Origin of the sequence: Kribbella pittospori, assembly GCF_004331465.1 — a bacterium.
GTDB lineage: Bacteria > Actinomycetota > Actinomycetes > Propionibacteriales > Kribbellaceae > Kribbella > Kribbella pittospori.
On the sequence record NZ_SJKB01000007.1, the window covers coordinates 353,881 to 367,002 of the forward strand.

The window sequence follows — 13,122 nt, forward strand, 5'->3', positions numbered from 1 at the left end:
CCGGCGACCCTAGGCGGTCCGCAGGCTGAGGACCTGGCGGGTTGGGATGCGGCCGGTGAGGTAGACGCGGAGGCCGTCCGGGGTCAGGTTGCCGCCGAGGTAGGTGTAGCGCTCGCCTGGGTCCATACCTACCCGGGCGGCGCCCGAACCCGGGCCGAACTCGATCCGGTTGGAGCCGACGGTGTAGCTGCCGGTGCCGGCCACCAGCTGGTAGTTGCCCGGGGCATCTAAGGCCTCGACGCCGGCCAGCGTGCCGCCGGGCCGGAAGCAGAGCTCGATCGCGTACGCCGTCTCGTCGCCGTCGAGCTCGAAGGTCAGGTCGAAGCCGTTGCCGACTTCGACGACGGTCACCTCGGTCCGCAGCGTGCGGTACTGCTTCGGCCGGTGCGGGAAGTCCATCGATGCGTAGAACCGTCCGTCAGGCGTCAGTGCGTACATCCCGTCCTTGCGCCGGTACCGCTTCGGCAACGGCAGGTGGTACGGCACCTTCACCTCGTCGGCCAGCTTGAAGCTGCTATCGCCCGTACGACGCAATCCGTCGCTGCGGAAATGCCCGGTGCTGAAGAACTGTGGCGACAACCGGACCGAGTCGAGGATCGCCGCACCCTGGCGGAGCTTGAAGAAGGTCGGGTTGGTGGACAGCCCGGACGAGATCACCGGGAGGTCGTGGAAGTCGGTCCCGCCGAACACGGTCGCGGTCCGATCGCCGCGCCGGATCCGGGCCGACCCCTGGGTCGGGAAGTGCTGGGCGAAGTCGGTCGGTACAGCCTCGGCGGCGGGCAGGACCGCGGCCAGCTCCGGCCGCTCGAGCACCTCGGCGAGGAAGTCGCCGAGCTCACCGGTCCCACGCTGCTCGATGCTCTTGGCAACGGTCGCGAACCGTCCGTCCCGGTCGTGCAGGGCGAGCTCGCGGTACTGCGTCAGGTACCACCAGACCTCGCGGATACTCTTCTGGTCCTGCCGGCGGGACGCGGTCGTGTCGACCTCCCCGTTCGGCTCCAGCAGGTACAGGGTCGAGTCCAGGTTCCGCCGGACGAACCCCAGCAGTTCGGGCTTGTCCCGCAGCCACGCGATCGTCAGCAGACAAGGGTTCGTCACCTCGGCGGCGTACGTCGAACTCCGCTCGCTGTAGAAGCCCTCCGGGGTCGCGTCGATGCCCTCGTCGAGCCAGTCGTCGATCCGCGCGGCGTACCGGCGATCCGGGAACAGGTGGTGCGTGCGCGCCAGGGCGGCCGAGACCTCCCAGCGGTGGTTGGGCGTGTGCACACCACCGCTCGCCAGCGCCGGTCCGGCCTTCCGCAGTACCTGCTCGAGGATCGTGCGGTGCGGCTGCGTGGCCGGCTGGTCGTCTGCGTCGAGCAAGGCGTAGAGCATGCAGACGTCCTGGATCGCGAACGCGCTGTCCGGCGGTGAGTGCAGGTTGCCGACGTCGTACAGGCCGTCGTCGTGCTGCCGCGCGGCCAACTGCTCGACCAGCCACTGCAGCGGTGCCAGCAGTGAGGCGTCATGGTGGTACGACGACCGTCCCCAGACGTACCCGGAGATGAGGCGCCGCGCCTTGCGGGCCACGGTCCGGATGCTGTCGGAGGCGTTCTGGTAGTTGCCGAGCACCAGCGGGATCTGCTTCTGGTTGGCGTTGGTGAGAACGGTCAGGAAGTCGTCGTCCACGGTGGCTCCTGCGGCGTTCGCCGCGGCGGTCTGGGTAGTCGAGTGCAGTGCGCCGACCGTGAGAGTGGTCAGCGAACCGGCGAGAAAGGTACGGCGCTGCATCGGGCGGCCTCCACCGAGAATCATAGGAAAGCGGTTTCCCACTGCGCAGAACTGTTGCCTCGGGAGTTTGTCCTGTCAAGACCTCGCAGCTGACCGCATCCGGTCAGTCCGGGCCACACCGAGGTCTTGTGTAAACCGGTTTCTCGTACTAACTTGACCGGCCAAGGCAAACGCTTTCCGGCAACCGCCTGGAGCTTTCCGGAGGGAAGAAAGTATGAGTGCGCTGGGTGAGCTCGGCAGCCTCCGGCGGAAGAAAGTGGCCGGGCAGCAGCCGAATCGGAGCAGGTGGACCGGGAAGGTCAAGAAGAAGGACAACCTGTCCGCGTACCTGTTCCTGACGCCGTGGCTGCTCGGGTTGTTCCTGATCACGATCGGGCCGATGCTGGCCTCGCTCTACCTGTCGTTCACGGACTACAACCTGATCCAGGCGCCGAAATGGATCGGGCTGGAGAACTTCACCCGGATGCTGTCCGACGAGCGGCTGCACAACTCGCTGCGGGTGACCTTCACCTACGTGTTCGTCTCGGTCCCGCTGCAACTCGCGATCGCCCTGCTGCTCGCCGTCGTGCTCGACCGCGGCGTTCGGGGGATGGCGTTCTACCGTTCGGTCTTCTACCTGCCGTCGCTGCTCGGCTCGAGTGTCGCGATCGCGGTCCTGTGGCGCCAGGTCTTCGGCACCGAGGGCCTGTTCAACCAGTTGCTCGGCCTGGTCGGCGTCGACGGCAAGGGCTGGATCTCCGACCCGAGTACGGCGCTCGGCACGCTGGTGGTGCTGAACGTGTGGACGTTCGGGTCGCCGATGGTGATCTTCCTGGCCGGACTGCGGCAGATCCCGACGATGTACTACGAGGCCGCGTCCGTCGACGGTGCCGGCGTACTGCGGCGGTTCTTCAGCATCACGCTGCCGCTGCTCACCCCGATCATCTTCTTCAACCTGGTGCTGCAGATCATCCACGCGTTCCAGTCGTTCACCCAGGCCTTCGTGGTCTCCGGGGGCAGCGGCGGGCCGTCGGACTCGACCATGTTCTTCACGCTCTACCTCTACGACCGGGGCTTCGGCAATTTCGACATGGGCTACGCGTCCGCGATGGCGTGGTTCCTGCTCGTGATCATCGGGGTCTTCACCGCGGCGAACTTCTTCGCCTCGAAGTACTGGGTGTTCTATGACGACTGAGACGATCCGCAGCAGTGTCGCCGCGCGGCGGACCACCGGTGTGAGCTGGGCCCGGGTCCGCCCGGTGCTGATCCACGTCGCGCTGGCCGCGGCCGCCCTGGTGATGCTCTACCCGTTGATCTGGATGGTGGTCAGCTCACTGCGGCCGGGCAACGAGATCTTCCGCGAGCCCGGGATCCTGGTGAAGGACCTGCACATCGACAACTACCGGCTCGGCTGGAACGCGCTGGCCGAACCGTTCACCCGCTACCTGCTGAACTCGGCGGCGGTGGTGCTGGGCGCGATCATCGGCAACCTGGTGTCCTGCTCGATGGCGGCGTACGCGTTCGCCCGGCTCGACTTCAACGGCAAGAAGTTCTGGTTCGCGATCATGCTGGTCAGCATCATGCTGCCGATCCACGTGGTGATCGTGCCGCAGTACATCCTGTTCTCGCAGGCCGGCTGGATCAACACGTTCCTGCCGCTGGTGGTGCCGAAGCTGCTGGCCACCGACGCGTTCTTCGTCTTCTTGATGGTGCAGTTCATCCGCGGCATCCCGCGCGAGCTGGACGAGGCGGCCCGGATCGACGGCTGCGGCCGGGCCGGGATCTTCCTGCGGGTGATCCTGCCGCTGATGACGCCGGCGCTGGCGACCACCGCGATCTTCACCTTCATCTGGACCTGGAACGACTTCTTCAGCCAGCTGATCTACCTGACCGATCCGAAGATGTACACCGTGCCGGTCGCGCTGCGGTCGTTCGTCGACGCGACCTCGAGTACGAACTGGGGATCGATGTTCGCGATGTCGGTCGTCTCCCTCGTTCCCGTCTTCCTCGCATTCCTGCTCGGCCAGCGGTTCCTGATCAAGGGCATCGCCACCACCGGCATCAAGTAACCCCCTGAAAGGTGCACATCATGAGGCCGCTCATCCCACCCACCGCAGGCCGGCGCCTGCGGGCCCTGGCCGCCGTCGCGATCGCTTCCACCCTGCTGGCCGCCAGCGCGTGCGGTGGTGACTCCGGCGGTGGCGGCGGTGGCGACTCCGCCAACGGCGAGGTCACGCTCCGCTTCACCTGGTGGGGCGGTGACACCCGGCACAAGATGACCCAGCAGGCCATCGAGGCGTTCCAGAAGGACCACCCGAACATCAAGATCAAGGGTGAGTTCGGCGAGTGGGCCGGGTACTGGGACAAGCTCGCCACCACGGTCGCGGCCAACGACGCGCCGGACATCATCCAGATGGACGAGAAGTACCTGCGTGAGTACGCCGACCGCGGCGCGCTGCAGGACCTGAAGAAGTCCGACGGCCTGGACACCGGCAAGTTCGAGAAGGACACCCTCAGCGCCGGTGAGTTCGACGGCGGGCTGTACGGGCTGAACGCCGGCATCAACTCGTTCGCGATCGTCGCCAACCCGGCCGTGTTCAAGGCCGCCGGGGTCGCGCTGCCGGACGACACGACCTGGACCTGGGACGACTACACCCGGATCGCCGCGGAGATCACCGCGAAGACCGGCGGCAAGGTCTCCGGTACCGGTGCCCCCGGCACCAACGAGGCCGCGCTGAACCTGTGGGCCCGCCAGCACGGCGAGTCGCTGTGGACCCAGGACGGCAAGCTCGGCATCTCGGCCGGCCAGGTGACCGACTTCTACACCAACCTGCTGAAGATGCGGGACGCCAAGGCGATCCCGTCGGCCGAATCGGTCTCGCAGGACATGAACGCGCCGCTGGACCAGTCCGCGCTGGCGACCGGCAAGCTGGCGATGAGCTTCATCTGGAGCAACCAGCTGGTCGCGTTCAGCAAGGCGGCCGGGACCGAGCTCAAGCTGCTGCGGATCCCGAGCACCGACGGCAAGGCGGCCGACAACGGCTCGTACTACAAGGGCTCGATGTTCTGGTCGATCTCGTCGCGCTCGAAGCACCAGAAGGAGGCGACCGAGTTCGTCAACTTCCTGGCCAACAGCACCGCCGCCGGCAACATTCTGCTGGCCGAGCGCGGCGTGCCGCCGAACACCGAGATCCGCGCGGCCGTGGACCCGAAGCTGCAGCCGGCCGACGCCGCCTCGTCGAAGTTCATCCAGGACATCGGCAAGGAGCTCGGCGACCCGTCGCCGGCGCCGCCGGTCGGTGGTGGCCAGGTGGAGAAGATCACCCAGCGCTACACCACCGAGGTTCTGTTCGGCCGGCTCACGCCCGACAAGGCGGCCCAGCAGTTCATCGACGAGGTCAACGGGGAGCTCAAATAGTGTTGCTGATGGCAACTGATTGGCAATGACTGCTCGCGTGGCCGTGGCGGGTGTCCACGGCCACGGGGCGTCCCACGTACGCAACGTCGTACGTCTGGCCGCCGAGGGGAAGGCGCAGCTCGTCGCTGTCGCCGACCCTCGGCCGGCCGAGGATCTGCCCGCCGGGGTTGAGGTTTTCGGTGGGCTGGACGAGTTGCTCGCGTCGACGGCGGTCGACGTGGTGATCATCAGTACGCCGATCCAGACGCACGTGGCGCTGGCCGAGGTGGCGATGCGGGCCGGGGCCGACGTACTGCTGGAGAAGCCTCCGACGGCGTCGCTGGCGGAGTTCGAGAAGTTGTCCGCTGTTGTCGCTGAGACCGGGCGTGCGTGTCAGGTTGGATTCCAGGCTCAGGCGTCCGAGGCCACGTTGACGTTGGCGTCGATGGTGGCTGATGGGCGGCTTGGGGAGATCCGCGGGATCAGCGCGGTTGGTAAGTGGGTGCGGAAGGCGCGGTACTTCCAGCGGGCGCGGTGGGCCGGTCGACGGACGCTCGACGGTGTTGCGGTGGTCGACGGTGCGGTGACGAATCCGCTTGCCCATGCGACTGCGGCTGCGTTGTCGCTTGATGGGTCGACCGGGGTGGACGACGTACGGTCCGTCGAGACGGAGTTGTTCCGGGCGAACCCGATCGAGTCGGACGACACGTCCACGGTCCGGATCGTGACGAGCCGCGGTACGACGATCCTGATCGCGGTGACGCTGTGCGCGTCGGAACATCTCGAGCCGCGGGTGATCGTGCACGGGTCCGCTGGTCGCGCCGTACTGCGGTACACGACGGACACGCTCGAGATCACCGACAGCAGTGGTACGAGCGAGACGACGTACGACCGGGCCGGGCTGCTGGAGAACCTGCTCGATCATCGCGCGGATCCCGGCGTACCGCTGTATGTTCCGCTGGCCGCGACCGGCGGATTCACCCGGGTCGTCGACGCGGTCCGGTTGGCGGACGCGCCGTCCGAGATCCCGAGCGAATACGTCCGCTGGGAAGGCGAGGGACTCGAGCGACGGCCGATCGTCCTCGACATCGAGAAGTGGGTAGACCGAGCCGCCGACGAGCTAGCCCTCTTCAGCGAACTCAGCGCCCCCTGGACGCCAGGCTCAGCGGGGTAGCGCGAGAGTGAACGTCGTGCTCGCGGGCTGGGAGGTCAGGCTGAGAGTGCCTTGGTGGGCTTGGGTGATGGATTGGGCTAGGGAGAGGCCCAGGCCGGTGCCGCCGGTGGTTCGGGTTCGGGCGGTGTCGGCTCGGGTGAAGCGTTGGAAGACGGTGGGTTGGAGGTCGGTGGGGATGCCGGGGCCGTCGTCGTGGATGGTGAGTACGGCGGAGTGCGCGGACGAGGTCAGGGCGATCGTGACCGTCGTACCCGGTGGAGTGTGACGGCGGGCGTTGCCGAGGAGGTTGGTGACGACCTGGTGCAGGCGTTGCTCGTCGCCGATGACTACGAGGGGATCCGGCGGCAGGCTCAACCGCCAGACGTGCTCAGGCGCCACGATCTGCGCGTCGGCGATCGAGTCGCTCGCCAGCCGGCTGAGGTCCACCGGGCGACGGTCGAGCGGACGACCCGCGTCGAGGCGAGCCAGCAACAGTAGGTCCTCCACCAGCGCCGCCATCCGCGTCGCCTCGACCATCACCTTGCCCATCGCCTGCGTGTACAACTCCGGATCACGCCGCTGCAGACTCAACTGCGCATACCCGTGAATCGTGGTCAGCGGCGTACGCAGCTCATGGGACGCATCGGCAACGAATTGCCGCACCTGCACCTCACTCCGATGCCGTGCATCCAGCGACCGCTCCATGTGTCCCAGCAACGTGTTCAACGCGACAGCGACCTGACCGACCTCAGTCCGTTCATCCGTCAGCCGTGACGGCACTCGCGCCGTCATCCCGATCTCACCAGTGTCCAGCGGCAGCCCCGCCACCTCACGAGCCGTCTGCGCGACTCGCCGCAGCGGCCGCAGTTGCCGTCGTACGACAAACACCGCGACACCGCCCGCGGCCAGTACGCCGACGCCGCCGAACAGCACCTCCCATCCGATCAGACTGTTGACCGTGTCATCGATGTCCTTCGTCGGCAGTCCGGAGATCACCGTGACGTCGCCGATCCGGGAGGCGTGCACGCGGTACTGCCCCAGACCGGGAACGGCCACGGTCGCATTCGTGCCACCGGTCGGTACGGCCTCAAGGACAGCGAGGTCCTGGTCGGACAGGGTCGTGACCTCGCCGGCGCTCGTGATCACGTTGCCGATGGCATTCGACGTACTCCGGTAGACGGTGACCGTGCCGGCGTCCTGCCCGTGCGGGACGTCCGGGGGCGGCTTGTTCCCGCCGCCGTTGGTCAGTACGCCGAGCGCCCGCCCGTGCGTCGCCATCACCTTGGTGTCGAGCTGCTTGGTCAGGTACGAGCTGATGGCAGCCGTCGTCAGCACACTGATCAGCACACTCACGACCGCGACCAGCAGCACGACCGCGGCCGCGACCCGGGCGGTCAGCGAGGCAGGCACGAACCGCGTCATGCATCCCAGCATGAGCGACCACCCCTGGAGGAACCTCCGCGCCGGCTGGGGAAATGCTGTGAGTCAAAGGATCTCGGCCGCGTCCTGCCGCAGCGCGTCGAGCTCGCCGGCAGCCCACCCTTCGGCTCGCGACTCGGTGCCCCGGAACGCCGGCTTGTCGACCAGGTGGAAGCGCAGGTTGAAGATCCGCCCGACGACCCGCAGGTATGGAATGGCTGCTTCGTCGGACGCCGAGATCGGTCGCCGAGTCCTGTACCCCCACTTGAACGACGACCAGTACGGCGTCGACGCGACGCCGGTGAAGTCCGCGGCCCGGGGACCGATCGCGGCGAGGTCGAAGTCGAGTAAGAGCAGTCCCTGCGGCGTCAGTAAAACGTTGTCGAGACTCACGTCGCCATGGCAGACACCGTGGTCGGAGTACTGCGTGACGTTCTTCCGTACTGCGGCCGCCAGCTCCCGGAGCAGGTTTTCCTCCGCGCGATCAATCGCGAGGATCTGTTCGAGCGGTTCGTCGAGCCGATGGGCGACATCCGCCGGACGACGCCCGTACGGCGACGAGTAGTTGTCGGCGGCATCGTGGAACGCGGCGAGTTGCGCGCCGAAGGCAGCGTACAGATCGTCGTCGAACGGCGGCCGCGGTGTGGTGCCGTCGACGAATGTCGACAGGGTGAACGGCCGCGGTCCCTCAGGTGCATCGAGTACGCCGACAAGGTCACCGGAAGGCAACGATCGAATTGCTGGAACGAGCAGTCCGGTGGATCGCACGTGTTCCGAAAGCCCTGCCTCCCAACGGATTTCGTCCATGTGGCGTGCGTCGTACCGATAGAGCTTGAAGACGTACCGGGCGTCCCCGGTGGTCATTACATAGACGTCGTTGACCAGCGACCGGAGCAACTCGCAGCCGGTGAAGCGGAGACCGTAGAGCTCGCCGAGGTGAGCGCTCAGAGCGCGTGGGTCAGGCAACGATCGCAACGTCTGGACCATGGCCCGACCCTAGGAGACGGGGTTGGATAATTCCTGTGAATTCGAGGTGTGAAGTCCGGACGGAGTGGGGAGGTTCGCAATGTTTCCGGATTCGCCTCCCCTTCTGGGGCCGGAAACCGGTAGCCTCGTTCAGCGGTCCTTGGGGGAGGCCTACCGAGCCACCGCATCCATCCCGACGAACTGCCGGAGAGCCCAAACCGGTCAGGAGACCACGTCTTGCAGGAGAACACCAGCAATCCCAGTACTGGCGAACTGGCGAACGTACCCCTTACCGGTGCGGACAAGGTCGCCTATGCCTTCTACGCCACTGCGGCTGCGGCCGCACTAGTCGGCCAGGTCTGGGCCGGCGTGACCCATATCCCCTGGCCCGAGGAAGGCTTCTCGCAGTTCCTCAAGATCGCCGTCGTGACGCCCGCGGTGGCCGTGCTCGAGCTCGGTGGTGTCGCCACCGCAGCGCTGGCCGACCTGCGCCGGCGCAAGGGTGAGCAGGCCTATGCCTACCGCGCGATGTCGTTCTTCGCGGCGCTGGTCGCGGTCGTCTTCAACGTCGTGGGTCACTGGCGCCCGGAGGAGCGGTTCCTCGCCTTCGGCTTCGGCGGCCTGTCCGCGTTCGCCTACGTGCTCTGGCTGATCCACAGCTCGGCCCGGCGCCGCGACGCGCTGCGCCGGGCGGGACAGATGCGCGAGACCGGCCCGGTGTACGGCGTGGTCCAGTGGGTGCGCGAGCCGCGGGTGACCTGGCTGGCGCGGTCGCTGGCGATCGAGCACGGGTACAGCCTGTACGAGAGCCTGCGCGCGGCCCATCACCAGATCCGGAACAAGTCCCGGCGCGACGCCATCGCCGGGACCGTTGCCGAGTACATCCGTTCCGAGCACCAGGACGAGCGGCTGGCGAAGATCGCCGAGACGACGTACGACCCGGACCGGCTGGCCGGGATGCTCGAGGAGCGGATCAACTACGAGGTCATCACCAGCAAGCTGACCAAGGCGATCTCGCCGCCGCCGGAGCCCGAGGAGCGGCCGGCAGTACCGGCTGCGGTCTGGGTGCTCGAGGGCGGGCAGCCGCGGCGCGCGGACAGCACCGGGGTGTCGTTGCGCGACGAGGACGCCTGGACCGGCGAGCTGATGGCCATCGTCGACCAGCCCGACACCGACGAGCCGGTCGCCGAGGCGATCGTGGTCGAGGACGAGAGCGAGCCGGAGCACGTCGTCCAGAACGGTGCGTCCAGCAGCCCCTCCAACGGTGCGGTGAATGGCAAGCTCAAGCCGCTCGCGCCGCAGCCGAAGGCCGAGCCGGTGGTGCAGAAGCCGCAGCCGCCGTCGCCGTTCGCGGACGCGACGGACACCCAGCCGCCGGCGTTGATCACGACGGCGCCCGCCGAACCGGTCGCGCGGAAGTCGGTCGTCGACGAGTCGGTGGTGGCGAAGCCGGCGATGGAGTCGATGAAGATCGACGAGCCCGCCGCCGAGCCGACCGCCTTGGAGAAGAAGCGGATGCGCGCGTGGGCGCTGCTGTCCGACTGGCCGGAGGGACACGAGCGTACGGCGAAGAAGCTGGCCGACGCGATCGGCTCCAGCGAGCCGATGGCCGCGCGCTTCATCGACCAGTACGAGGCCGAGCACGGCCTCGTCTTCACCTCGCAGAACTGACGAACCCCGCGCCGGCCGCACCCCGGCGCGGGTCGATCAGTTCCCGAGGTTCACCGGTAGTTCCGCGAGGCCGCTGACCAGGACGCGGCGCCACTCGAGGTCCTCGGCCGGCTTGGCCAGGCTCATCCGCGGGAAGCGTCGTACCAGGGCCAGCAACGACTCCTGCAGTTCGATCCGGGCCAGCTGTGCCCCGAGGCAGAAGTGCGGTCCGAACCCGAACGACACGTGCTTGTTGTCCTTCCGGTCCAGCCGCAGTTCGTCGGGTGCGTCGTACGCGCGGGGATCCCGGTTGGCCGAGTTCAACGCCGCCATCACGCCTTCGCCTGCCTTGATCTGTACTCCGTGCAGCTCGACGTCCTCGAGTGCGACGCGCAACTGGCCGACCTCGCTGAAGCGGTTGAAGCGCAGCAGCTCCTCGATCGCGGACGGGACCAGTGTCGGATCGGCGACGAGCTTGGCCCAGTTCTCCGGCCGGCGCAGCAGGGTCGCGACGCAGCTCGAGATCTGGTTCGCCGAGGTCTCGTGGCCGGCGACCAGCAGGTTCACCCCGAACGCGATCAGCTCTTCCTGACTCAGCCGGTCGCCTTCCTCGCGGGCCCGGACCAGTTCGTCCAGCAGGTCCTGCGCGGGCTGGTCGGTGTTCGCCAGCTTCTTCGTGACCAGGTCCTCGATGTACGCCGTCAGGTTGGTCATCGCGTCCTCGACCAGGTCCTTCTCGGCCATCTTCATGCTGTACCCGAGCTCGGTCCACTCACGGAACTGCGCGCGATCCGCGTACGGTACGCCGAGCAGCTGGCAGATCACCTGGATCGGCAGCGGCAACGCGACCAGTTGCCGGATGTCCGCACCGTCTCCGGCCGCCGCGACATCCTCCGCGAGCTGCGCCGACAACTCCGCGACCCACGGTCGCGTCTGCTCGATCTTCCGATGCGCGAACGTCGGCACGACCAGCCGGCGCAGCCGGGTGTGCTCGGGCGGGTCGGTCGTGGTCAGACTGTTCGGCATCGGCTTGGCCAGCGCGACCCGGGGAGCACCTTGCTTGACCACCGCGGCCCGCGAGAAGCGCGGGTCCGCGAGCACCATCCGTACGTCGTCGTGCCGCGTGACCAGCCAGACCTCGGCCCCGGCCAGAGTCCGCACCCGAGCCACGGGCCGGTTCTCCCGTAGCTCGGCGAACGTTGGCGAGGGATCGAACTGAAAGGCATCCTGGAACGGAATCTCCAGTACCGGCTCCGACATGTCTTCGACCCTAAGCGACTTAGGTAACCCTTGCCCGGTCCTCAGCGCGTCGTTGGGGAGGGGCGGGTGGCGACGGCCGGGACGATGAAGGCGGCGGCGATGAGCAGCATCAGGACGGCGCCGATGAGGGAGCCGATGGTGATGCCCTCGACCACGGGCAGGGTGCCGCCCAGGCTGAGCGCGGCGTCGACGTTCGGCGAACCGTCGGCGTTCATGATGACGACGGACCAGTCGCCTCCGGTGGCGTTCCAGTCGAGGGTTCTGGTGCCGGAAGCGACCCAGAAGGACTGGTCGGCGGGGGCGCCGACGGGTGTGTCTCCGGCATGTGCCGTGGTCGAGAGCTTGAACGGATCGACGTCGAAGTCCGCGACCTCGTCGTGGCTGACGCCGTTCAGGTACGTCGCAACCTCGGCCGCCGGACCGATCCCGACGAACACCGGCGTGCCGTTCTTCGACTCGATGTCGATGCGGACGTCACCGAGGAAGTCGTCGGTGTAGAAGGCGTCCGGCCCGGTGCCGCCGACATCCAGTGTCGGCGCCAGCAGAGCGTAGGAGCCGGTCGTGACGCGCTCCGGTCCGGCGGTGAAGTAGCCGTTGTCGCGTTGCTGCTGCGCCCAGAGGCCGAAGCCGCCGATCGCGAACAAGAGGAGGCTGACCATGCCGAAGAAGGTGCCGATGACAACGAGCAGAGTACGGCGGCCGCTCCACGAGCGTTGGACTGTCGGAGTGGTGGTGGTCATGAGACTGTCTCCTTGACGTTGAGCTGGTCGATGGCTGCGGATGGTGCGGGACTGGTCCAGAAGCGGCGGTAGGCGATGAGCAACACAGCGGCGACGGCCCACCAGACACCGACGTACAGCCAGGTCTCCCGGGTCAGATCGGCGCCGGTCGGCCAGAGCTCACTGGTGTTGATGCTGCCTTCGGTGGCATGGGCGATCAGCGTGATGAGGACGCTGCCGGCAGCGTGGTTGAACAGCCACGCGTACCAGAACGTGACGCCGACAGTGGTCAGGGCCTCGAAGGGCCGGAGCCCGAACGAGGAGATGAAGAACAGCGGCGCGTGCCAGCCGGTGATCGCCACGGCCAGGATCGCGGTCGCCGCGAGCGGAGTGCGGGTGGCCTGCAGCTTCGGCTGCGCGTAGCCGCGGAAGCTCGGTTCCTCGTTGAACGGGCCACCGGTCGGGTCGACCATGATCAGGCCGACGACCATCGCCAGGCTGTACCAGGGCGTGAACTGCCCGGTGTCCGGCGCCGGTGCGCCCAGTGCCACATTGAGCGACATCGTGACGAAGTGGACGACGAGCGGTACGGCGATCGCGACGACGTACCAGACCCAGCGGACCCGCCAGCGGATCACGCGGGCGCCGAGGGCGCGCAGACCGGCGAGTCCCTCGGTCAGGAAGACGACGACGATGGCGGCGACCAGGGCGCCCGGGGCGAAGAAGCTCCCGAACGGGACGCCTCCCCAGGCGAGGACGTAGGCGAGCACGAAGAAGCTCAGCACGGGGTGGTTGCGGATGAAGGTCAT

At 67.5% G+C, this 13,122-nt stretch carries 11 protein-coding genes; 5 read left to right on the top strand and 6 right to left on the bottom strand.

The genetic code is table 11. From position 1 onward, the window contains the following. Nucleotides 1–9: 9 nt before the first annotated feature. Nucleotides 10–1,770 carry a prenyltransferase/squalene oxidase repeat-containing protein gene (locus E0H73_RS23805; protein WP_202867528.1) on the bottom strand — a complete coding sequence of 587 codons (1,761 nt, stop codon included), beginning with the start codon at nucleotides 1,768–1,770 and terminating at the stop codon, nucleotides 10–12. Nucleotides 1,771–1,984: 214 nt separating this feature from the next. On the opposite strand from E0H73_RS23805, the gene E0H73_RS23810 reads away from it, so the two are divergent. From E0H73_RS23810 to E0H73_RS23825, 4 genes are read left to right on the top strand one after another with little or no spacing between them, the layout of a single operon-like run. After that, nucleotides 1,985–2,944 carry a carbohydrate ABC transporter permease gene (locus tag E0H73_RS23810; protein WP_131360178.1) on the top strand — a complete coding sequence of 320 codons (960 nt, stop codon included), beginning with the start codon at nucleotides 1,985–1,987 and terminating at the stop codon, nucleotides 2,942–2,944. Beyond that, nucleotides 2,934–3,818, top strand: coding sequence for a carbohydrate ABC transporter permease (locus E0H73_RS23815; RefSeq protein WP_131360180.1), 885 nt, complete (start codon nucleotides 2,934–2,936; stop codon nucleotides 3,816–3,818). The genes E0H73_RS23810 and E0H73_RS23815 overlap by 11 nt, the downstream gene beginning before the upstream one ends. 20 nt (nucleotides 3,819–3,838) lie before the next feature. Next, nucleotides 3,839–5,167 (top strand): ABC transporter substrate-binding protein, encoded by a 1,329-nt coding sequence (locus E0H73_RS23820; RefSeq protein WP_131360182.1) that lies wholly within the window; start codon nucleotides 3,839–3,841, stop codon nucleotides 5,165–5,167. 25 nt (nucleotides 5,168–5,192) lie between these two features. Beyond that, the gene (locus E0H73_RS23825; protein WP_131360184.1) at nucleotides 5,193–6,320 is read left to right on the top strand and encodes a Gfo/Idh/MocA family protein; all 1,128 of its coding nucleotides are present in this window, start codon (nucleotides 5,193–5,195) and stop codon (nucleotides 6,318–6,320) included. Here E0H73_RS23825 and E0H73_RS23830 read toward each other — a convergent pair. Together E0H73_RS23830 and E0H73_RS23835 are read right to left on the bottom strand one after the other, a co-directional pair. Beyond that, a complete protein-coding gene (locus E0H73_RS23830; RefSeq protein ID WP_131360186.1) occupies nucleotides 6,309–7,721 on the bottom strand; it encodes a sensor histidine kinase in 1,413 nt (470 codons plus the stop codon). The genes E0H73_RS23825 and E0H73_RS23830 overlap by 12 nt on opposite strands. Before the next feature lie 63 nt (nucleotides 7,722–7,784). After that, a complete protein-coding gene (locus tag E0H73_RS23835; protein WP_131360188.1) occupies nucleotides 7,785–8,705 on the bottom strand; it encodes a phosphotransferase enzyme family protein in 921 nt (306 codons plus the stop codon). Between the two features lie 216 nt (nucleotides 8,706–8,921). Between E0H73_RS23835 and E0H73_RS23840 the strand changes: the two genes are divergently transcribed. After that, a complete protein-coding gene (locus E0H73_RS23840) occupies nucleotides 8,922–10,355 on the top strand; it encodes a hypothetical protein (protein ID WP_131360190.1) in 1,434 nt (477 codons plus the stop codon). A gap of 36 nt (nucleotides 10,356–10,391) precedes the next feature. Here E0H73_RS23840 and E0H73_RS23845 read toward each other — a convergent pair whose 3' ends face one another. The 3 genes from E0H73_RS23845 to E0H73_RS23855 are packed head-to-tail and all read right to left on the bottom strand — an operon-like array spanning nucleotide 10,392 to nucleotide 13,122. Continuing rightward, nucleotides 10,392–11,594, bottom strand: a complete 1,203-nt coding sequence (locus E0H73_RS23845) for a cytochrome P450 (RefSeq protein WP_131360192.1) — start codon at nucleotides 11,592–11,594, stop codon at nucleotides 10,392–10,394. 41 nt (nucleotides 11,595–11,635) lie between these two features. Further along, nucleotides 11,636–12,334 carry a hypothetical protein gene (locus E0H73_RS23850; protein ID WP_131360194.1) on the bottom strand — a complete coding sequence of 233 codons (699 nt, stop codon included), beginning with the start codon at nucleotides 12,332–12,334 and terminating at the stop codon, nucleotides 11,636–11,638. Beyond that, nucleotides 12,331–13,122: a CPBP family glutamic-type intramembrane protease gene (locus E0H73_RS23855; RefSeq protein WP_131360196.1), complete on the bottom strand. Its 792-nt coding sequence runs from the start codon at nucleotides 13,120–13,122 to the stop codon at nucleotides 12,331–12,333. Before E0H73_RS23855 ends, E0H73_RS23850 begins: the two co-directional genes overlap by 4 nt.